The sequence below is a fragment of the Paraburkholderia acidiphila genome, from assembly GCF_009789655.1.
In the GTDB taxonomy this organism is placed as follows: domain Bacteria; phylum Pseudomonadota; class Gammaproteobacteria; order Burkholderiales; family Burkholderiaceae; genus Paraburkholderia; species Paraburkholderia acidiphila.
In genome coordinates this window covers 843,904-865,876 of record NZ_CP046909.1, presented here as the reverse complement: position 1 = coordinate 865,876, position 21,973 = coordinate 843,904, and the positions used below count along the sequence as shown (strand labels likewise).

Annotated in this window: 14 protein-coding genes; 8 read left to right on the top strand and 6 right to left on the bottom strand. The window is 66.1% G+C overall.

Features of this window, described 5'->3' with window-relative positions:
* Positions 1-432 precede the first annotated feature (432 nt).
* Positions 433-1,611 carry a porin gene (locus FAZ97_RS03860; RefSeq protein ID WP_158757270.1) on the top strand — a complete coding sequence of 393 codons (1,179 nt, stop codon included), beginning with the start codon at positions 433-435 and terminating at the stop codon, positions 1,609-1,611.
* A 192-nt stretch (positions 1,612-1,803) separates the two neighbouring features.
* On the opposite strand, the gene FAZ97_RS03855 is transcribed toward FAZ97_RS03860, so the two are convergent.
* Together FAZ97_RS03855 and FAZ97_RS03850 are read right to left on the bottom strand one after the other, a co-directional pair.
* Positions 1,804-2,142 carry a P-II family nitrogen regulator gene (locus FAZ97_RS03855; protein ID WP_027795598.1) on the bottom strand — a complete coding sequence of 113 codons (339 nt, stop codon included), beginning with the start codon at positions 2,140-2,142 and terminating at the stop codon, positions 1,804-1,806.
* 75 nt (positions 2,143-2,217) lie between these two features.
* A complete protein-coding gene (locus FAZ97_RS03850; protein ID WP_158757269.1) occupies positions 2,218-4,311 on the bottom strand; it encodes an NAD(+) synthase in 2,094 nt (697 codons plus the stop codon).
* A 190-nt stretch (positions 4,312-4,501) separates the two neighbouring features.
* On the opposite strand from FAZ97_RS03850, the gene FAZ97_RS03845 reads away from it, so the two are divergent.
* From FAZ97_RS03845 to FAZ97_RS03835, 3 genes are all read left to right on the top strand, one after another.
* Positions 4,502-5,674, top strand: a complete 1,173-nt coding sequence (locus FAZ97_RS03845) for a GNAT family N-acetyltransferase (protein ID WP_158757268.1) — start codon at positions 4,502-4,504, stop codon at positions 5,672-5,674.
* Between the two features lie 84 nt (positions 5,675-5,758).
* On the top strand, positions 5,759-6,070 hold the full coding sequence (locus FAZ97_RS03840; RefSeq protein ID WP_158757267.1) for a GIY-YIG nuclease family protein: 312 nt from the start codon (positions 5,759-5,761) through the stop codon (positions 6,068-6,070).
* A 163-nt stretch (positions 6,071-6,233) separates the two neighbouring features.
* Positions 6,234-9,092, top strand: coding sequence for an EAL domain-containing protein (locus tag FAZ97_RS03835; protein ID WP_158757266.1), 2,859 nt, complete (start codon positions 6,234-6,236; stop codon positions 9,090-9,092).
* 71 nt (positions 9,093-9,163) lie between these two features.
* Here FAZ97_RS03835 and ppa read toward each other — a convergent pair whose 3' ends face one another.
* Positions 9,164-9,691, bottom strand: coding sequence for an inorganic diphosphatase (gene ppa, locus FAZ97_RS03830; RefSeq protein WP_116611852.1), 528 nt, complete (start codon positions 9,689-9,691; stop codon positions 9,164-9,166).
* 307 nt (positions 9,692-9,998) lie between these two features.
* Here ppa and FAZ97_RS03825 point away from each other — a divergent pair, with 307 nt between their 5' ends.
* The 3 genes from FAZ97_RS03825 to FAZ97_RS03815 all read left to right on the top strand — a co-directional run bounded on the left by FAZ97_RS03825 (position 9,999) and on the right by FAZ97_RS03815 (position 13,778).
* On the top strand, positions 9,999-11,438 hold the full coding sequence (locus FAZ97_RS03825; RefSeq protein ID WP_158757265.1) for an aldehyde dehydrogenase family protein: 1,440 nt from the start codon (positions 9,999-10,001) through the stop codon (positions 11,436-11,438).
* A gap of 30 nt (positions 11,439-11,468) precedes the next feature.
* The gene (locus FAZ97_RS03820) at positions 11,469-12,227 is read left to right on the top strand and encodes an SDR family oxidoreductase (protein WP_158757264.1); all 759 of its coding nucleotides are present in this window, start codon (positions 11,469-11,471) and stop codon (positions 12,225-12,227) included.
* Between the two features lie 231 nt (positions 12,228-12,458).
* Positions 12,459-13,778 carry an MFS transporter gene (locus tag FAZ97_RS03815; protein ID WP_158757263.1) on the top strand — a complete coding sequence of 440 codons (1,320 nt, stop codon included), beginning with the start codon at positions 12,459-12,461 and terminating at the stop codon, positions 13,776-13,778.
* An 88-nt stretch (positions 13,779-13,866) separates the two neighbouring features.
* Here FAZ97_RS03815 and FAZ97_RS03810 read toward each other — a convergent pair whose 3' ends face one another.
* Genes FAZ97_RS03810 through hemC form a run of 3 tightly spaced genes read right to left on the bottom strand, consistent with a single transcriptional unit; the run spans position 13,867 to position 18,281 of the window.
* The gene (locus FAZ97_RS03810; RefSeq protein WP_158757262.1) at positions 13,867-15,066 is read right to left on the bottom strand and encodes a heme biosynthesis protein HemY; all 1,200 of its coding nucleotides are present in this window, start codon (positions 15,064-15,066) and stop codon (positions 13,867-13,869) included.
* Positions 15,067-15,069: 3 nt separating this feature from the next.
* Positions 15,070-17,232, bottom strand: coding sequence for a fused uroporphyrinogen-III synthase HemD/membrane protein HemX (gene hemDX, locus FAZ97_RS03805; protein ID WP_233271628.1), 2,163 nt, complete (start codon positions 17,230-17,232; stop codon positions 15,070-15,072).
* Positions 17,229-18,281: a hydroxymethylbilane synthase gene (gene hemC / locus FAZ97_RS03800; protein ID WP_158757261.1), complete on the bottom strand. Its 1,053-nt coding sequence runs from the start codon at positions 18,279-18,281 to the stop codon at positions 17,229-17,231. The genes hemDX and hemC overlap by 4 nt, the downstream gene beginning before the upstream one ends.
* A 556-nt stretch (positions 18,282-18,837) precedes the next feature.
* On the opposite strand from hemC, the gene ppc reads away from it, so the two are divergent.
* Complete coding sequence (ppc, locus tag FAZ97_RS03795) at positions 18,838-21,930, top strand: phosphoenolpyruvate carboxylase (RefSeq protein WP_158757260.1); 3,093 nt, start codon at positions 18,838-18,840, stop codon at positions 21,928-21,930.
* The last annotated feature ends 43 nt before the right edge of the window (positions 21,931-21,973 follow it).

Sequence of the window (21,973 nt, the reverse complement as noted above, 5' to 3'; positions counted from 1 at the left end):
AATCACTCGTCAATAGTGGCAATCCTGAACTTAGCCAGTAAATTGACGTGAGTCCCTTATCCCGTAAGGCTTTCGATCTATTTGTAGTACCTCTCTGACCACCATCCAGGAAGACCATATTGCAATTTGACGACACCCTGGGGTGCGAGCACGAATTAGTTCGCCAGCGCGGACCTTTTTTGCTAAATTAGTAACCAAAGTAGCAAAACAAAGTTCATTAAAAGTAGTTTCACTTCAAAAAGAACGGGAGATGCCAGTCAACCAGGGGACCTGCAAGACGACCCAGCCCGGGTCATGCAGCGGCACCAGCCCGTACGCCGGTCCTCGGGGTAATTCTCCCTCACGCGACGATTTCTGTTCGCGGCGCCGCCAAGCGCACGGACGTCTTTCGCAGTACTAAGGTTGACTCTTTGACAGGGTATGGAGGAGAAGATGAAGAAAGCTTTGCTCGCCGCAGCACTGATGTCGGCTGGCGTGATCGCGCATGCACAAAGCAGCGTCACGCTCTACGGCCGCCTCGACATGGGTGTGGCGTATATGAACGGCATCGGTGCAGGCACCGGCGCGAACGGTCAAGCCACCCACGGCTCCAGCCAGGTTCAACTCGAAAGCGGCTACTGGGGCACCAGCCTCTGGGGCATGAAGGGCGTTGAAGACATCGGTGGCGGCAACAAGGTTCTGTTCCACCTGGAAGGCAGCTTCAGCACGGCTAACGGTTCGCTCGGCTCGGCCGGCTCGCTCTGGAATCGCTGGGCGACTGTCGGTGTCGCGAACGACCAGTTCGGTACGCTGCTCGCTGGCCGCATGCTGTTCATCTCCAACGGCATTTGGGACTTCGACCCGTTCGGTCAGTCGAACTGGTCGTCGGCTTCGATGGTCCGTGGCCGCAACTGGCCGCAATCGAGCAACAACATTTCGTACCAGTCGCCGAACTGGATGGGCTTCGACGTGTACGGCCAGTACGCGTTCTCGAACGCGACGAACTGGAACGGCAACGGTTCGACGTCGCAAGGTCGCGAAGCTGGCCTGCAGCTCACCTACACGAGCTCGCTGTTCCAGATCCGCGGTCTGTATGACGAAATCCGCAATCCGGACAACGGCTCGCTGGGCGGTACGTATGCCACCAACGGCCTGAACGGCGGCCTGATACCGACCGGCTCCACCCAGGCCAACGGCAACGGCGTGTTCGCGTATTCGCGTGACTACATGGCCATGTTCAACCTGTTCCTCGGCGCATTCAAGGTTCAGGGCGGCTACGAAGCCATCCGTTCGTCGGGCATGAACCCGGGCATCATCGGTCAGCCGACCACGCTTGACCACGAATGGGGCGGTGTGACGTGGCAAATGACGCCGGCTGCAGCGCTGATCGCCGCGGTCTACCACGTCAATGCGAACAACGGCGGCGGCAACGCGACGCTGTACACGATCGGTGGTTCGTACAACCTGTCCAAGCGCACGCTGCTCGACATCCAGGCAGGCACGGTGCAGAACAGCAAGACGGCCAACTTCGGCCTGAACGCCAACAACTTCGGTACGGCGGCCGCAACCGGCAACCCGCTCCCGGGCCACAGCCAGGTTGGCGTGTACGCAGGTATCCAGCACTCGTTCTAATTTGAAGCGAGTGTAGACAGAACAGCTACATCGACGTTTTCACGCTGCTGCGAGAGGCGCGTATCGGTGCGATGTCCGAAAGGGTATCGCACCGTTTTTTATGCTGGGGACGGGCTGCGAAAGCGGCGCCGTCCCCTTTTCTATTGGTGCATCCGGTGCTTCGGGTACTTCGAGGGCGAAAAGCCGGCGGCCTCAAACCGCTGCTTCGTTCTCCTCGCCCGTGCGGATGCGGATCACGCGTTCCACGTCGGTCACGAAGATCTTGCCGTCGCCGATCTTGCCCGTGCGCGCAGCACCGATGATCGCGTCGATCACCTGGTCGGCCTGATCGTTCGCGACCACCACCTCGATCTTGACCTTCGGCAGGAAGTCGACCACGTATTCGGCACCGCGGTACAACTCCGTATGGCCCTTCTGGCGGCCGAAGCCCTTGACCTCGGTGACGGTCAGGCCCGTGAGGCCCACTTCGGCGAGCGCCTCGCGCACTTCGTCGAGCTTGAACGGTTTGATCACGGCAGTAATGCGTTTCATGGCGAACCTCGTCTCGTTATCGGATTAGTCGGAAATTTCGGAACCTATCGGGATTCTACGCTGTGCGGCCAGGACTCACGCCGAGGGCTTGCCCGCGCTCGCTTCGTCGGGCACGCGCTCCAGATCGGCGAGCCACACCAGCGACTCCGAATCGCTCGGCGCGCGCCAGTCGCCGCGCGGCGAGAGCGAACCGCCCGAGCCGACCTTCGGCGAATTCGGCACGCAGGTGCGCTTGAACTGGCTCTGGCGGAAGAAGCGGTCGAGGAAAATGCGCAAATTGCGCTTGATCGCCGTGAGGTCGTACTGGTTGCGCACGACTTTCGCGTTCTCGGGCCACGCCCCGGCTTCCCGGTCGCCCCACGCATGACGCGCAAGGAACGCCACCTTCGAAGGCGTGAAGCCGAAGCGCAGCGTGTAGTAGAGGTTGAAGTCCTGAAGCTCGTATGGGCCGATCGTGCTCTCGGTTTTCTGCTCGGGCGCGCCATCGGACTTGCCCGGAATCAGCTCCGGGCTGATGTCGGTGGCGAGAATCGCCTCGAGCACGTCGCGGCCGCTCTCCCCGTTCTGACCAATCTGCCCCGTTTCGGCCACCCAGCGCACGAGATGCGTGATGAGCGTCTTCGGCACGCTCGCGTTCACGTTGTAGTGCGACATGTGATCGCCCACGCCGTACGTGCACCAGCCGAGCGCGAGCTCGGAGAGATCGCCTGTGCCGATCACGATCGCGTGATTGAAGTTGGCAAGGCGGAACAGGTGATTCGTGCGCTCGCCGGCCTGCACGTTTTCGAAGGTGATGTCGTAGGTTTCCTTGCCTTCCGAATACGGATGGCCGAGGTCTTCGAGCATCTGCATGCAGCTCTGGCGAATGTCGATTTCGCGCGCCGTACAGCCGACGAGCGCCATCAGCTCGCGCGCCTGGCGCAGCGTGCGCTCGCTCGTGGCGAAGCCGGGCATGGTGTAAGCGAGGATGTTCGCGCGCGGCAGTCCGAGGCGATCCATCGCCTTCGCGCACACGAGCAGTGCGTGCGTGGAGTCGAGCCCGCCCGAGACGCCAATCACCACTTTCTTGATGCCCGCCTGCGAAAGCCGCTGCACGAGCGCCTGCACCTGGATGTTGTAGACCTCGTTGCAGCGCTCGTCGCGGCGCTTGGGATCCGCCGGCACGTAGGGGAAGCGCTCCACGCGGCGCGACAGCGCGAGCGTTTCGCGCGCCCAGGCGCCCTCGCCCGCCAGCTCGCAAGCAATCACGCGGAACTTCGCGACCTCATCGGCGTGACGGCGAACCGAATCGCCGAACGTGGTCTGGCGGATGCGCTCCTGTTGCAGCCGTGCGAGATCGACGTCGGCGAAGATCAGCTGCGAGTCGTCCGGAAAACGCTCCGATTGCGCGAGCAACTCGCCGTTTTCGCACACGAGCGCGTGCCCGTCCCAGGCCATGTCGGTGGTCGATTCGCCCTTGCCCGCCGAGGTATAGAGGTACGCCGCGAGACAACGCGCCGACTGTTGCGACACCAGCTGCTGCCGGTAGCCCGCCTTGCCCACCACGACGTTCGACGCCGATAGATTCACGAGCACCGAAGCGCCCGCGAGCGCCGCGAACGACGACGGCGGAATGGGCACCCAGACGTCCTCGCAGATCTCCACGTGAAAACGCAGACCCGCGAGCTGCGGCACATCGAACAGCAGCGACGCGCCGAACGGCACGTCCGCGCCGGCGAGACGCACGGTGTCGGTGCTCGCGACATCGGCGGGACTGAATTGGCGCGGCTCGTAGAATTCGCCGTAGTTCGGCAGGAAGCTTTTCGGCACGACGCCCGCCACACGTCCGCCTGCCACCACGGCGGCGCAGTTGAAGAGCGAGTGGCCCGCGCGCACCGGCAACCCGACGATCATGACGAGCTGCAGCGTGGCCGAGGCTTCCACGATCTGCGCGAGCGCGCGCTCGCAGGCGTCGAGCAGCGCTTGCTGATGGAACAGGTCGTCGCAGGTATAGGCCGAAAGGCCAAGCTCGGGAAACGCGACAAGCACTGCGCCCTGCGCGGCGGCCTCGCGCGCGAGCGCGAGCGTCTCGGTGGCGTTGAATGCGGGATCGGCCACACGGCAGCGGGGTACGCCCACGGCCACGCGCGCAAAGCCGTGCGTATAGAGATTGAAGAAACGCTCTTTCATTTCGATAACCTTGAGGCGGGCGCGCTGCGCACGTCAAGCGCGCGCTCTGACGTTGGGGCTGCTCGATGTCGCCGCTGCACGAGACGCGGCGGTCCTCACCCGCTCGGGACGTTTGCTTTACCATGACCGTTTGCCGCGGCAGGCGCTGTTGAAACACCCACGCCGCTTCCCACGCCAACGGGCACGCAAGTTGAAACAGGAACATTTCGATTATCGCACGGGCATCCTCGGCTCACCGTCCGAGGTCGACGCCGCCGAATGGAACGCGCTGCTCGCGCGCCAGGCGCAGCCGACGCCCTTTTTGCGCCACGAATTCCTCGCGGCGCTCGACGCCACGCGCTGCACCACGCCGGACGAGGGCTGGGCCGCGCAGTTCGTCACGCTCACCGACACGCGCACGGGGCGCCTCGCCGCCGCCGCGCCGGTGTATCTCAAGGGGCACTCGTACGGGGAATACGTGTTCGACTGGGCGTGGGCCGACGCCTACAAGCGCAACGGCCTCGAGTACTATCCAAAGCTCCTGTGCGCCGTGCCGTTCACGCCGGTACAGGGCACGCGCCTGATCGCTGCCGACGCAACCGCGCGCCGTCATCTGGCCGCCACGCTGCTCGCCTTCGCGGAGCAGGCCGACGTCTCGTCGCTGCACGTGCTCTTTCCGACCACCGAAGACGCTGAGGCGCTGACCGACCTCGGCATGATGCAGCGTGAAGGCGTGCAGTTTCACTGGCTCAACGACGGCTATCGCGAGTTCGAGGACTTCCTCTCGACGCTTGAGCAGAAGAAGCGCAAGAACATCCGCGCGGAACGCCGCAAGGTGCGCGAAGCGGGCGTGACGATGCGGCGCGTGCGCGGCGAGGACATCAGCGATGCCGAGTGGCGCTTTTTCAGCCGCTGCTACCGGCAGACGTACCGCGAGCATTTCTCTTCGCCGTATCTGAATCTCAACTTCTTTCGCACGATCGGCGAGACGATGCCGGAAAATCTGCTGCTCGTGATCGCCGAGCGCGAAGGCGAGCCGATCGCGAGTTCGCTCGTGGTCTGGCAGCGCGGCGAGAATGGCCAGGGCGGCACGCTCTATGGCCGCTACTGGGGCGCGCTCGAACACGTGCCCTGCCTGCACTTCGAGACCGCGTACTATCAGCCGCTCGAATTCTGCATCGAGGAAAAGCTCGATGTGTTCGAAGGCGGTGCGCAAGGCGAACACAAGATGGCGCGCGGTTTCCTGCCCACGGCCACGCGCTCGGCGCACTGGCTCGCCCACCCTGCGTTCTCCGATGCCGTTGCGCGCTTTCTCGAAAGCGAGACGAACCATATTCACGCGTATATGCACGAGCTCAACGAGCGCAATCCTTTTCGTGCCTGATACCCCTGCTGCATGTGGACGTCCCGCGCGCCACATGCACTGAAACGCCCTCGCCTATTACGAACGATCATCGCTTCCACAACTATGCCGTGGTTCCTCTACATGCTCGAATGCGCGGACGGCAGCGTCTATACGGGCATCGCCATCGACGTCGCCGCCCGCTTCGCCCAGCACGCGAGCGGCACGGGCGCGCGCTACACGCGCTCGCGCAAGCCAGTCCAGGTGCTCGCGCAGTTCGAGTTCGCCGACCGTGCGCGTGCATCGAGCGCCGAATACTGGGTCAAACGCCTGACCCCGCGCGAGAAGCGCGCGCTTGCGGCCGGCGCGCGCACGCTCGAATCGGTCCTGCCTCCGCCACCCCCTGATACGACCCCGGACGCCGAAGCGTCGGAATGAGCAGGCCGAGCAAACGTCTTGCCGCGCGGGCGTTTGCTCTTTTCGTCGAACGCACCGCGTAAAGCCTAAAGCCGCCCGCAGCCTCCGCCGTTATTGCGCACAAGACGCCGGTCTTAGCCCCCGGCGTGCGCTCTCATTTCACCTCGGACGGGGCCGGTGAGGCATGAAGAGACCGATTAAAACGGAGACGAGCCGGCTCGCCCCCGGTTGGCACGGGTTGCGGCGCACGACCGCGGTCCTGCTGCCGCTATGGCTGCTCGCCGCCGTCATGGCGCTGATCGCCGCGGCCAGCCTCGCGATCATGTCGATCCTGCTGGCCTATGTGGCGGGAGAAAGCAGCTGGTCGAAGGGCCAGAAGGACGCCGTTCACGCCCTCGAGCGCTATGCGCGCACCGGTGACGAAGCGGATTACCGCACCTTCCTCTCCGGCATTGCCGTGCCGCTCGGCGACCGCGCGGCCAAACTGGAAATGAACCGCGCGCGGCCGGACACCGCGGCGATCCGGCACGGCTTCGAGCTGGGCCGCATTGCGCCCGACGATATCGACGGCATGACCTGGGGCTACCGCACGCTCAAGAACACGCCGTGGATGCGCCCGGCCGTGGCGTTCTGGGACATCGGCGACCACTTTATTCTGCGTCTGGCCGATACGGGCGAACGCCTGCACGCGCTCGTGCAGGCGGGCGGGCTGCACGCGCCTCAGTCCGCCAGCCTCGTGCGCGAGCTGCGCGAGATCGACAGCCAGCTCGCCCCCATCGAAAGCGGCTTTTCCCGTTCGCTCGACGACGCGGCGCGCGCCACGCGCTCGCTCCTCACGCTTGCGCTCGCCGCCTCCGCCATCGGGCTGCTCGGCGTGTTCTCGCACTTCATCCGCCGAGCGCTTGCGCGCAGCGACCGCCTCGAAGCCGAGGTTCGCAAGAACGAGGAGCGCCTCACGCTAGGCTTCGAAGGCATCAACGCCGGGCTCTGGGACTGGGAGGTCGGCAGCCGCCAATGCTACTTCTCGAACTGGCTCTACGAACAGCTCGGCTATGACGTGGGCACGCGCTTCGAAAGCGATACCGGCCTCACGCAGCTCGTCCATCCCAACGACCTCACGCTCGTGCGCCACGCGTTGCGCCAGCACCTGGCGCGCGCCACGCCATTCGACGTGGAATTTCGTCTGCGCACGCTCGCGGGCAGCTACTGCTGGTGCCGCGCGCGCGGCCAGGCGGTGCGTGACGCACGCGGGCGCGCCGTGCGCATGGTCGGCTGCCTGTTCGATATCACCGAACTGAGGACGGCTGAAGCGAAGGCCTATACCGAACGCGAACTGGCGGAGGTCACGCTGGCCTCGATCGGCGAAGCGGTGATCCGCACCGATGAGAACGCGCGCGTGACCTATTGCAACGCCGTGGCCGAACGCATGCTCGGCCGCGCGGCTGCCGATATGCTCGCGCAACCGTTCGACGCAATCTGCGATCTGCGCAACGATGCGCACGAAGCGCAACGCTTCGAGATCCTGATCAATTCACGCGCGACGGGTGCGACGGACAACACAGGCGGCGCGACACTCCACGTGATGCGTCCGAACGGCTCGCGCCTCGCGGTCGACTACTCGGTGTCGAAGCTGCGCGACGTGCAGCGCCGTGTGATCGGCACGGTCATCGTGCTCTACGACGTGAGCGCGCTACGCGAACACGCTGCCCGCCTCGCCTACCAGGCGACCCACGACGAACTCACCGACATCTACAACCGCCGCGAATTCGAGCGGCGTCTCGCCGCGCTGCTCGACGACGGCGGCAGTGCGCAGCCGGGGCAGCCAGGACAGCCCGGCCACGCGGTCATGTTCCTCGACCTCGACCAGTTCAAGGTCGTCAACGATACGTGCGGACACTCGACCGGCGACGAACTGATCCGCCAGGTCTGCCGCGTGCTCAAAAGCGAGTTGCGCGGCGAAGACATCATTGCGCGCCTGGGCGGCGACGAATTCGGCGTCGTGCTGCCGCACTGCACGGCCGCGCACGCGTCGATGCTCGCGGAGAACCTGCGCGCGGGCATTGCCGCGATCCGCTTCACGGGTGCCGGCCGCATCGTGCAGACGAGCGTGAGCATCGGACTGGTCGGCGACGCGGCGGGCCTCCTGTCCGTGAAGGAAGTGATGAAGGCCGCGGACGTGGCCTGCTACATGGCCAAGAAGAAAGGCCGCAACCGCGTGCACCGCTTTCGCTACGACGACGAGGAACTCTCGCAAACGCACGCGCAGATGGCGTGGGTCTCCGATATCAAGGCCGCGCTCGAAAACGGCCAGTTCTGCCTGTTCGGCCAGAAGATTCTCTCGCTGGCGCAGGCAGCGTCGGCCGACGACACGCACGTCGAACTGCTGCTGCGCATGCAGACCGCTTCCGGCGCGCTCGTGGAGCCGTCCGCGTTCATCGGCGCGGCGGAGCGCTTCGACCTCATGCCGGCCATCGACCGCTGGGTGATCGCGAGCGCGTTCGCGATGATCGCCGAAGGCGCGCACGATTACGGCACCTGGTCGATCAATCTCTCGGGCGCGTCGCTCGGCGACGAGCAGCTCGCCGACTATATCGAGGAGCAGCAGCGCATCTGGTCCATCCCGTTCGAGCGCGTGTGCTTCGAGATCACCGAGACCGCCGCGATCACGAACATGGACGACGCGATCAAGCTGATCGAGCGCCTGCGCGCGCAGGGCTGCCGCTTCGCGCTCGACGACTTCGGCGCGGGCATGTCGTCGTTCAACTACCTCAAGCATCTGCACGTCGATTATCTGAAGATCGACGGCAGCTTCATCCGCGGCATCATCGACAGTCCGCTGGACCAGGCCATCGTGCGCTCGATCAATCAGGTCGCGCACGCGGCGGGCAAGCTGACGATCGCCGAGTGCGTGGAGGACGCCGCCATCGTGGACTGGATGATCGCGATGGGCGTGGATTACGCGCAGGGCTACGGCGTGGGCAGGCCCGCGCGGCTCGACATCCTGCGCGGGCCTGAACTGCGAGACATCGCCGAAGTAGATTGATCAGGCGCCCATGAAAAAACCGCACGGCCTTTCAGCGCGTGCGGTTTTCAATCAAGCCTCGAGCGTGCGATTTACTTCTTGAAGTTCGCCACGCCGTCGGTGATTTCCTTGTGGGCGGCTTCGATGCCGACCCAGCCTTCGACCTTGACCCACTTGCCCTTTTCGAGCGACTTGTAGTTCTCGAAGAAGTGCTTGATCTGGTCCTTCAAATATTCGGGCACGTCGTCGAGCGACTTGAGGTTGGCCGTCATCGGGCAGACCTTGTCGTGCGGGACCGCGATCAGCTTCGCGTCGACGCCCGACTCGTCGGTCATCTGCAGCATGCCGAGCGCGCGCGAGCGCACGACCGAGCCGGCCAGCAGCGGGAACGGCGTGATCACGAGCACGTCGACCGGGTCGCCGTCGCCCGAGAGCGTCTGCGGAATGAAGCCGTAGTTCACGGGATAGCGCATGCCCGTGCCGACGAAACGGTCGACGACGAGCAGACCCAGGTCCTTGTCGGCTTCGTATTTCACCGGATCGCTTTGCGCGGGAATCTCGATGATCACGTTGAAGTCTTGCGGCAGATCCTTGCCGGCGGGGACATTTGCAAAGCTCATGAGCGCTCTCTGTTGAGAAGGGAAAAAGCGACGGCTCGCGCGCAAAACCGGCGCGTAACCGGACGTCGCGGACGTTGGAAGATGGACGCCATTATAGCCAATCGGCCAGGGCGGCCGGCGGTTCGGCCCAGGGCTTTCCCGCACGCAGATGAAGTGCCTGCTGAATTCCTGCCCGTAGCGCCTGCAATCGGCGCGATAATGAACCTGCCAGCGCGGCGCTCCATCGGGCAATCCGAGCCACGCGCCGGCGACGTTTCCCGTTTTGCGTTTCTCTCCCTCGTTTCACCCCCATTTACGAGGCGCATGCATGGAAGAAGCGAAGCACTTCATCGGCGGCGAATGGCAAGCGAGCGCCAGTGGCGAATCGCTCGCCGCGATCGATCCCTCCACCGGCCAGCCCTTCGCGCAGCTCGCGCGCGGCAATGCCACCGACATCAACGATGCTGTCACCGCCGCACGCAAGGCCTTCGAGGGCGCATGGGGCGCATTAAGCGCCACCGAACGCGGGCGATTGCTGTTCGCGCTCTCGGGCCTCGTCCGCCAGCACAAGGAGGAACTCGCACAGCTCGAAGCGCGCGACACCGGCAAGCCGCTCAAGCAGGCGCGCGCCGACGCCGCCGCGCTCGCACGCTATTTCGAGTTCTACGCCGGCGCCGCCGACAAGCTGCACGGCGAAACCCTGCCCTACCAGAGCGGCTACACGGTGCTCACGGTGCGCGAGCCGCACGGCGTGACGGGCCACATCGTGCCCTGGAACTACCCGATGCAGATCTTCGGCCGCAGCGTGGGCGCGGCGCTCGCCACCGGCAACGCATGCGTGGTGAAGCCCGCCGAGGACGCCTGCGTGTCGCTCTTGCGCGTGGCGGAACTGGCACGCGAAGCCGGTCTGCCCGCCGGGGCGCTCAACATCGTCACCGGGCTTGGACATGAGGCGGGCGCGGCACTCGCCTCGCATCCCGGCATCGACCACATCTCGTTCACCGGTTCGCCGCAAACGGGCAAGCTCGTCGCGCAGATGGCCGCCGAGCACCACGTGCCTGTCACGCTCGAACTGGGCGGCAAGTCGCCGCAAATCGTCTTCGCCGACGCCGATCTCGACGCCGCGTTGCCCGTGCTCGTGGCCGCGATCGTGCAGAACGCGGGGCAGACCTGTTCGGCGGGCAGCCGCGTGCTGATCGAGCGCGGCGCGTACGAGCCGCTCATCGACCGGCTTGCTGCATCGTTCGGCAAACTGCGCGTGGGCCCGGCCAGCGCCGATCTCGACTGCGGCCCGCTCATCAACGAGAAGCAGCGCCAGCGCGTGCGCGGTTTTCTCGACGAAGCGGCCGCAAGCCGGATCGCCACGGCGGCGAGCGGCAGGCTCGAAGCGGATGCGCCCAGTGGCGGCTTCTACGAAGTTCCGACACTGCTGCGCGACGTGCCGCCGCAAAGCCGTCTCGCACAGGAAGAAGTGTTCGGGCCAGTGCTCGCGGCCATGCCTTTCGAAAGCGAAGAAGAAGCGCTCGCGCTCGCCAACGGCACGCTTTATGGCCTCGTCGCCGGCATCTGGACGCGCGATGGCGCGCGCCAGATGCGTCTCGCCCGGCGCGTGCGCGCAGGCCAGGTGTTCGTCAACAACTACGGCGCGGGAGGCGGCGTCGAATTGCCGTTCGGCGGCACCCGGCATTCGGGACATGGGCGCGAAAAAGGCTTCGAGGCGCTCTATGGCTTCACGGCGCTGAAGACCATCGCGATTCGCCACGGCTGAATCACGTCGATCAACACAAACGGAGACACCATGCGACTCAAAGGCAAGACGGCTGTCGTGACGGGCGCCGGCTCGGGCTTCGGCGAAGGGATAGCCAAGACCTATGCGCGCGAAGGCGCGAACGTCGTCATCAACGATCTGAACGGCGAGGCGGCCGAGCGCGTGGCGAGCGAGATCGCGCTCGCGGGCGGCAAGGCTATTGCGGTGCAAGGCGACATCACACGCGAAGCCGACTGGCACGCGCTGCGCGAAGCGGCCATCGAAGACTTCGGCAGCGTGCAGATCGTCGTCAACAACGCGGGCACCACGCATCGCAACAAGCCCGTGCTCGAAGTGAGCGAAGCGGAGTTCGACCGCGTCTATGCCGTCAACGTGAAGGGCCTCTACTGGAGCGTGCGCGCGTTCGTGCCGCATTTTCGCGAGCGCGGCGGCGGCGCGTTCGTCAACATCGCATCGACCGCGGGCATCCGGCCGCGGCCGGGGCTCGTCTGGTACAACGGCAGCAAGGGCGCGATGATCGTGGCCAGCAAGGCGCTCGCCGCCGAACTCGGCCCCGACCAGATTCGCGTGAACTGCGTGAACCCCGTGATCGGCGACACGGGCCTCACGGCGGATTTCATGGGCGTGCCCGATACACCCGAGAATCGCCAGCGCTTCATCGCGACCATTCCGCTCGGACGATTCTCCACGCCGCAGGACGTGGCCAACGCGTGCCTTTATCTCGCCTCGGATGAAGCGGCGTTCATCACCGGCACCTGCATCGAAGTGGATGGCGGCCGCTGCGTATAGCAGTGCGTCTGGCGCTGCACCGCTGCGCCAAGTCGTTGACTAATCGGTGTTTTCCCCGAGATCGACGCGCCGTCGCACGACGGCGGCGCGTATAGAATGACCGTGCTTTCGCGTCGAATACCCGCCATAACACGGCGGCAATACAACAAACACGCCAACGAGCAAGATCTTGCTCTGGATGGGACCGGAATAAGCGCTAAAGCGCCAACTCCGGTCGACATAGGAGACACCATGGCCAGTCCAGCGAATCACCTGCCGCAAGCGGGAGCGGGCGCACCGCCCTCCGCCTTCGAAGAAGCCACCTATCGCAAAGTCGCGTGGCGGCTCATTCCGCTTCTCATGCTGTGTTACGTGGTCGCGTATCTGGACCGCGTGAACGTGGGCTTCGCCAAGCTGCAGATGAGTTCTGCGCTCAATCTCTCCGATGCGGTTTATGGCTTCGGAGCAGGCATTTTCTTCGTCGGTTACTTTCTGTTCGAAGTCCCAAGCAATGTGATCCTGCATCGCGTGGGCGCGCGCGTGTGGATCGCGCGCATCATGGTCACGTGGGGCCTCGTCTCGATCCTGACGATGTTCGTCACCACGCCGACCATGTTCTACGTGATGCGCTTTCTGCTCGGCCTGTGCGAGGCGGGCTTCTTCCCCGGCATCATCCTCTACCTCACCTACTGGTATCCGGCACACCGGCGCGGGCGCATGACCACGTGGTTCATGACGGCCATTGCGCTTTCGGGCGTGATCGGCGGGCCGGTGTCGGGCTGGATTCTCAAGTCCTTCGATGGCGCGAACGGCTGGCAAGGCTGGCAGTGGCTGTTCCTGCTCGAAGGGCTGCCCTCGGTGATCGTCGGCGTGCTGGTGTTTTTCGTGCTCGACGACCGCATCGGCAAAGCCAAGTGGCTCACCGAAGAAGAGCGCGCGCTGCTCGAACGCAACATCGCCGCCGAGGACGCCACCAAGGAAGACCCGCCGCTCATGACCATCCTCACGAGCCCGCGCGTGCTGGTAATGAGCCTCACCTACTTCTCGTTCGTGATGGGCCTCTACGGCGTGAGCTTCTGGCTGCCCACCATCATCAAGGCGACGGGCGTGAAGGACGCGCTCACGATCGGCCTGCTTTCGGCCATTCCGTTCGCGGCGGCCGTGGTCGGCATGGTGCTGTTCGCGAAGAGCGCCGACCGCACGCGCGAGCGCCGCTGGCACATCGCGATTCCCGCTGCCATCGGCGCGATCGGCCTCGTGCTTTCGGTCACATGGGCGCACGACACCACGCTCGCCATGACGGCGCTCACCATCGCGACCATCGGCATTCTCACCACGCTGCCGCTGTTCTGGAGCCTGCCCACGGCCTGGCTCTCGGGCACGGCCGCGGCGGCCGGGATCGCGCTCATCAACTCGATCGGCAATCTCGCGGGCTTCCTGAGCCCGTATGCGGTGGGCTGGCTCAAGGAGGCGACGAAGGCCAACGATTCGGGCATGTACATGCTCGCGGCGTTCATGATCCTCGGCGGTTTGTTGGCACTTTCCGCACCGGCGAAGCTCGTGAATCGCTGAAGCGTTCCCGGGCATTTCCAAAGACAAACGGCCGCCTGTTTTGCAGGCGGCCGTTTTCGTTGTGACAACGGATTTGCGGTGAGCGTCTTTACACCACGTTCATCGACAGCGCACTTTCCCGATAGTGCGAAGCCGCCTTCTCGCCGTCGCCAAGCTGCTCGTGCAGGCGCGCAAGCGCGCGATGCGAGCGGATCTTGAGCGGCTCGTTCTGCGTGGCGTCAGCGGACTTGAGCGCGGCCTCGAGGAACGACTGCGCCTTGCCCCACAGCTGCTGCTTCAGGCACAGGCGGCCCAGCGCGAACAGCAGGTCGCCGTCTTCGGGTCGCTCCTTGCGCCACGCCTCGGCCTTCTGGATGAGTGGCAGTGCGTCGCTGCCCGCGGTATCCGGGTAGCGGCGCAAGAGGCGCGCGTCCCAGTTCTGCGCGAGCGCTTCCTCGACGATCTTGCGCGCGTCGGCCTGACGATCGAGCGCGATCAGCAGTTCGGCGGCGCAATCCGCCAGACGCGGCGAGTGACGCTCGACGTTCGAGAGCGATTGCCACAGTTCGAGCAACGCATCCGCATTGTGACGGCGGTCGCGCAGCAGGTTTTCCGCCGCGAGCTGGCGCAGGCGCACGGCCACGGCCGGGTGCAGCGCCTCGCGCTTTTCCAGCGTCTTCACGAGCTTGAGCACTTCGCTCCAGTTCTTGAGCTGCTGTTGCGCGCGCAGCGCGATCTGCTGCGCGTGAATGCGGCGGCCGCCCTGCGTGCGCATTTCGGTGAGCGCAGCGAGCGCGCCATCGGCGTCGCGGCCGTCGGCGCGCATGTCGGCGGTCGCCATGAGGCGCGCTTCCTGGAGGTCGGGGTCGTCGACCTGGGTGAGCCATTCGTCGCGGCGCGCGTATTCATGCAGACGATGCGCGGCCGTCGCGGCGATCAGGCCCGCGGCGCTCGTGTTCTTGACGTCGGCGAGCGAATCGCGCGCAGCCTTCTCGGCGCGCGAGAAACGGCCCGCGTAGAGATTGCCCACGGCGTCGCGCAGCGCCGAATTCGCCTTCTCGGCGCGCATGCGTGCGCGATAGGCGGCCACGCGGCGCGGCATCGTCACGATGTTGCGCGCGAAGCGCAGGATCGCGTACAGCAGCAGGAAGGCCACCACGATGCCGACCACGAACAGGTTGAGCGAGACGTCCACGCGATACGGCGGATAGACGAGCAGCACCTGCCCGGTGTCGAAGCGCCCGACAGTCGCGAGCGCGACGGCAATCGCGAAGAGAAGCGCGAGCCAGAGAAGTCCACGGATCGCCATGTCTTACCCCCGGCTCCGGTATTGCTGGATCGCCTTCAGGCTCGTGTCGAGCGTGGGCAGCGCGACGGCGGCCGAGCCGTCGTTCACTTCCTTGAGCAGTTCGCGCACGGTTTGCGTGTCTTTCGAGGCGCCGTCGAAGTAGCGCGCCAGCGTGGCGTCGGCGGCCGCGAGGTCGGACTTGAGCGTGTCCTGGTTGCGTGAGAGCAGCGAGAGGCGCGCGGAGAGCAAACGCAGCTTCAGGTTCTGGCGCACGAAGTAGCCTTGATCGGGCGAGACGAGCATGGCGTCCGCGTTGTCGATGCGGCGCACCTGCACGAGGCTCGCGATCTGCTTGCCTACGCCGTCGACGAACGTGTGGATCCACACTTTCCATTTCGGCTGGTTGGTCGCGGCCGCAACCTGTGCGATATCGGCGGGCTGCGCGGCTTCCGGCTTCGTGTGCGCGACGATCGCTTCACCCGAGAGCGGCAGCGAGTCGATCTGGCCGAGCGCGGTGTCGAGCTTGATGGCGAGGCCTGTGAGGTCCGTGGACGGCGCGGCCTTGAGCTTGTCGATGTCCTGCGCGATGGCCTTGCGCACGGCGATGGCCTGGGCGTTGTCCGAGGCGGCGAGGCGCGTGTCGGCGCTTTGCAGCGCGAAGAGCGCGAGCTGCGTGTTGCCGGTAAGCTGGAGCTGTTCGCTCGCGCTCGAGAGCATCTGGCCGACTTCGGCGAGCGTCCAGTCGTCGCGGCTCTTCGAAAGATCGGCGTATTGCTGCGCAAGCGCCTGCTGCGAAGTCTGCGCGTCGGCGATCTTGCCTTCGAGCTGGGCAATCTGCTTGTCGAGCTGCTGCGCGCCCGAGACGGCCTCGTCGGCGCGTGCGCGCAGCGCGGCGATCTGCTGCTCGCCTGCCTGCTGGCGCTGGATGGCCTGCATGCCGAGGCCATCGAGCTTGCGATTGAGGAGATAGCCGCCTGCGCCCGAGCCCGCAGCGACCAGCACCACGACGAGCCACAGCAGTCCCATGCTCGCGCCGCGCCGTGTGCCGCCTGCGCCCGGCGGCGGCGTCAGCGGCGCGGAAGAACCCGCGCCCGAGGACGCATACGAGGGCCGCGCGGCTGCGCTGCCGGAAGCCGCTGCGCCCGTGGCGACGGCACCCTGGTTTGCTGTGCTGCTTGAGTTGTTCGAATCTGTCATGCGTGGGTTGACCGGCGCCTGGGCCGGAGTGTTCTGAACCGGTTGAACAACGGAAGAAGCGAGGCCTAGCAGCGTCTCGACGATGCGTTCGTCGCCCGCGCCGGACACCGTAATCCTATCAAAACCCATTGAGCGCGCCGTCTCGGCGATACGCGGGTGAGGCGCGACGAGCGGCGCGTGCCGCAGTTCCACGATCTCGCCCGCCGTGAGGTGCTCGCGCGCGAGTTCGTCGAGGTTGCGCACGCCCTCGGAGCTCGTGACGAGCCACGCGTGCGGCGCGCCTTCGAGGAGGGCATGCACCTGTGTCCACGCGGCGATGGGCGGCTCAGGCACGATGCGGCGGTAAGCCGCCACGGTCTCCACCTCGGCGCCCGCTTCGCGCAGACGCTCGGCGAGCCACTCGCGGCCGCCGTCGCCGCGCACGATCAGCACGCGCTTGCCCGCAAAGGCGTTGGCGCCGAAGGTCTTTTCGAGCGCCGCGTAGAGCGACTCCGAATCGAAGCGCGCGGGCTCTTCTTCCCCCACGCCCGCAGGACTTACCACGCGATGCTCGGGCTCGGCCACGCCGTGACGCTCGAGCGCGGCCACGCTCGCCGGGCCGACCACGGCCACGGGCAGCGCGGGCGGCCAGATCGAGGACACGGAGGCATAGCAGGCGAACGCGCGATCGACGGCGTTAGGCGAAACGAACACGACGAGCGCGTAGCGTTCGAGCGCGCCGAGCGCGCCGCGCAGCGGCGCTTCGTCGGTCACGGGCGCAATGGAGATCAGCGGGAAGTCGAGCGTGCGCAGGCCGTGCTGCGCGAGTTGACCGGCGAGCCCATCCGACTGACCGGCCGGCCGGGTAATGACGACAGTGAACGGCGCACCGTTGCCATCAGGACCGCTTGTCGACGACGCGCGCTTCGCGCCCGTGGAGGCGTCGCCCGGACCGCCCCACTCGTCGGGCTGGCCGGCGTTGCCGCGCGGTTGCCAGGGGCCGGCCATCATCGGGAGCCCGGGCCTTCGCCCGTGCCGGTTGGGTTGTTCGCGGCAGCACCTTTTTGAGGCGCCGTATTCGGGCCATCGGCGGCCTGGGCCGCATCCGCGAGTGCACGCACGATCTCTAGCGCACCTTGCGCGATGAGGTCGTCGGCGACGCGGCGGCCGAGCGCGACGGCATCGTCGAGCGTGGATGCCGCGGTGGCCTCCTGTGCGGCGAGCACACTGCTCGCGTCGGGCGTGGCGATCGTGCCGCGCAGCGTGAGCTTGCCGTCGTGCCACTGCGCGTAGGCGGCGAGCGGCACCGTGCAGCTGCCGCCCAGCGCGCGCGAAACCATGCGTTCGGCCTCGACGGCCTTCGCGGTGGCGTCGTCGTGCAGCGGCGCGAGCCATGCGGCGATATCGGCGCGATCGGCGCGGATCTCGATGCCGAGCGCGCCCTGGCCCGCCGCCGGCAGGCTGTCCTCGGGCGCGAGGAGTGCGCGGATACGCGCGCCGAGGCCAAGACGCTTCAGGCCCGCGGCCGCGAGAATGATGGCCGCGTAATCGCCGCGGTCGAGCTTGGCGAGGCGCGTGTCGAGATTGCCGCGCAACGGCTTCACGTCGAGCTGCGGATAGCGCGCACGGATCATCGACTCGCGGCGCAGGCTGGATGTGCCCACCACGCTGCCCGCGGGCAACGCGGCGAGCGAATCGTAGTCGTTGGAGACGAACGCGTCGCGCGGGTCCTCGCGCTCCATGATGGCCGCGAGCGTGAAGCCTTCGGGCAACTCCATCGGCACGTCCTTGAGCGAGTGCACCGCGAGATCGGCGCGACCTTCGGCCAGCGCCTGCTCCAGTTCCTTCACGAAAAGACCCTTGCCGCCCACCTTCGAAAGCGTGCGGTCGAGAATTTGATCGCCGCGTGTCGTCATTCCAACAATTTTCACGTCACAGGCTGGATATAATTTGTGCAGCGCAGCTTGCACATGCTCTGCCTGCCACATCGCGAGGCGGCTCTCCCGCGAAGCGATCACCAGGGTGCGGGGCATGGGCGCGGATAACGTCTCGGAGTTCATGGCAAGTACATCGAATGACGGGATGAAAAGCAGGATCGGATAACAGGCAATGTTAGCACGCGCCCTTTTTACCGCCTCCCCGCAGGGACAGGGTGAGAAGGCGCGGGCGGCGGCAAGGAAGAGACTCGGGCGTTGCACGCGGCGCTTACTGTACCCATCGTAGGCAATTTGGTACGCAATGCGCGGTGAGCCCGGCCACTCGCGATACGCCACTGTGCACGGCGGTCCGACGAGGCCGCGTGACCGGCACGCGCGCGTGGTGCACGTGTGGCACAGACGCAGCCCGCGTGGCCCCGGCCATCGCCGCGGGGCTGTGGCGGCGCTTCGGCTTGTGCTCTCCCTCGCAGCGGCGCACTCTCCAGCAACGCCTGAACCCGGCGCACCGCCTTTGGCGGCCCGCGCCGCCCCTGCCTATCCGCACGGCTCACGCAGGGTGGCACCTTCCACCCTTTCCAGGTTGCACCCGCAGTACACGCCCCGGCACGCGCCGCGGCCATGCAGTTGGCAGTTCTCCGACTAACCTGCCCATATCCTGGCAAGCCTCAAGGAAAACATCGTGAAGTCTTCCGGCTCGGCGCGCGCAGAGCGCCGCAACACCGCATCGCAGAACGCAACTTCGAAGGCCGCATCGGCCACGCCGTCCACGAAACCGGCGAAAACGACGAAGACCACGAAGACCACGAAATCCGTCACGACCAAACCGGCGACCCAGACCAAAGAGGCCGCCGAGGCCGTCAAGGCAGCAAAGGCCCTGAAGACGCCGAAGACCACAAAAGCCACGCAGGCGCCGAAAGCCCCGAAGGCGGCCGCCGGCGCCTCGCGCAATGGCCGCGCGCGCGACGACAAGGACCAGCCGCTCTTCGAAGACATCCGGTATCTCGGCCGCGTACTCGGCGACGTGCTGCGCGAGCAGGAAGGCGACGCCGTGTTCGACATGGTGGAGACCATTCGTCAGACCGCCGTGCGTTTTCGCCGCGAGGACGACAACGCCGACGCGCTCGCGCTGGAAAAGCAGCTACGCGCGCTCTCGCCCGAGCAGACCGTGAGCGTCGTGCGCGCGTTCAGCTATTTCTCGCATCTCGCGAACATCGCCGAAGACCGCCACCGCAACCGCCGCCGCCGCATTCACGACCTCGCGGGCTCGGCCCCGCAGGCGGGCACCATCTCGCATTCGCTCGAACGCCTGGCGCTTGCGGGCGCCGCCGCGACGCCGGTGCTGCAGCAGTTCTTCAACGACGCGCTGATCGTGCCCGTGCTTACCGCGCACCCCACCGAAGTGCAGCGCAAGAGCACGCTCGACTCGCAGCACGACATCGCACGCCTGCTCGCCGAGCGCGACCAGCCGCTCACGCACCGCGAACTCGAACACAATGAGCAGCTGCTGCGCGCACGCGTGACGTCGCTCTGGCAAACGCGCATGCTGCGGGACTCGCGCCTGACCGTCGGCGACGAAATCGAGAACGCGCTTTCGTATTACCACACGACCTTCCTGACCGAGATCCCCGCGCTCTACGGCGAGATCGAAACGCAGTTGAAGGAGCACGGCATCTCGGCGCGCCTGCCCGCTTTCTTCCAGATGGGCAGCTGGATTGGCGGTGACCGCGACGGCAACCCGAACGTCACCGCCGCCACGCTCGAAGAAGCGAGCGAGCGCCAGGCACAGGTGATCCTCCAGCATTACCTCGACGAAGTGCACCGCCTGGGCGCCGAGCTTTCGGTGTCGAATCTGCTTGCGGGCGCCAGCGTCGAGCTGAAGGCGCTCGCCGACGCCTCGCCCGACCAGTCGCCGCACCGTGTGGACGAGCCGTATCGCCGCGCGCTGATCGGCGTGTACACGCGCCTCGCCGCCAGCGCGCGCGTGCGCCTCGGCGAAGGCGTGGTGGCCGTGCGCAGCGCGGGCCGCAACGCCGCGCCCGTGCGCGCGAAGCCCTATGCCGATGCCGATGAGTTCTCGCGCGACCTGCATATCCTGATGGATTCGCTCGCCGAGCATCACGGCGCGTCGCTCGCGACCACGCGTCTCGCGCCGCTCATGCGCGCCGTCGACGTGTTCGGCTTCCACCTCGCCTCGATCGATTTGCGCCAGAGCTCGGACATCCACGAAGCCGTGATTACGGAGCTGCTCGCGCGTGCCGGCGTCGAAGCCGACTACGCGGCGCTTTCCGAAGAGGACAAGCAGATCGTGCTGCTCGCGCAGCTCGCCGATCCGCGCACGCTGCGTTCGCCGTATCTCGACTATTCGGACCTCGTGAAAAGCGAGCTGGGCGTGCTGGAAATGGCGCGCGTGACGCGCGAGAAGTTCGGCGCGCGCGCGGTGCGCAACTACATCATCTCGCACACCGAAACGGTTTCCGACCTGCTCGAAGTGTTGTTGTTGCAGAAGGAAACCGGCCTCGTGAGCGGGCGCCTCGGCCACGCGGAAGACCCCGCGAAGGCCGCGCTGATGGTGATCCCGCTGTTCGAAACGATTCCCGACTTGCGCCACGCGCCGGGCATCATGCGCGACCTGCTCGCGCTGCCGGGCATCGACGGCATTGTCGAGCACCAGGGCAACGAGCAGGAAATCATGCTCGGCTACTCGGACAGCAACAAGGACGGCGGCTTCCTCACGTCGAACTGGGAGCTGTATCGCGCGGAGCTGGCGCTCGTCGCGCTGTACAAGCAGCGCGGCATCACGCTGCGTCTGTTCCACGGCCGCGGCGGCACGGTGGGCCGCGGCGGCGGCCCGACCTACAACGCGATCCTCTCGCAGCCGCCGGGCACGGTGGAAGGCCAGATCCGCCTCACGGAACAGGGCGAAGTCATTGCGAGCAAGTTCGGCAATCCGGAGATCGGCCGCCGCAACCTCGAAACGGTGATCGCCGCGACCCTCGAAGCAACGTTGCTGCCGATGGGCGGCGCGAACAGCGCTCCGGATCAACTGCCCGCATTCGAAGAGACGATGCAGCAACTCTCCGACGCCGCGATGGCCGCGTACCGCTCGCTCGTGTACGAGACGCCCGGCTTCACCGACTACTTCTTCGCCTCGACACCGATCACGGAAATCGCGGAGCTGAATATCGGCAGCCGGCCGGCCTCGCGCAAGCTGCAGGACCCGAAGAACCGCAAGATCGACGACCTGCGCGCGATTCCATGGGGCTTCTCGTGGGGCCAGTGCCGCTTGCTGCTCACGGGCTGGTACGGCTTCGGCAGCGCGGTGGCGTCATATCTCGACGATGCGGGCAGCGACGCCGAGCGCGCGCGGCGCCTTGCGATGTTCAAGAAGATGTACAAGACCTGGCCGTTCTTCTCGAACCTGCTCTCGAACATGGACATGACGCTTGCGAAGACCGACCTCGCGGTGGCCTCGCGCTACGCGCAGCTCGTGGCGGACAAGAAGCTGCGCAAGCTCGTGTTCGAGCGCATCGTGGCCGAATGGGAGCGCACGACGAAGGTGCTCGGCGAGATCACGGGCGCAACCGGACGGCTCGCCGACAACCCGCTGCTCGCGCGTTCGATCAAGAACCGCTTCCCGTATCTCGATCCGTTGAATCACTTGCAGGTGGAACTGATCAAGCGTTATCGCGCCGGCGACCCGAGCCCGCGCGTGCGGCGCGGTATTCATCTGACGATCAACGGGATTGCGGCGGGGCTGCGTAACACGGGCTAAGCGTTCGCGCCGCGCTCATGTGGAAACGGCGTCGGGCCTTCGC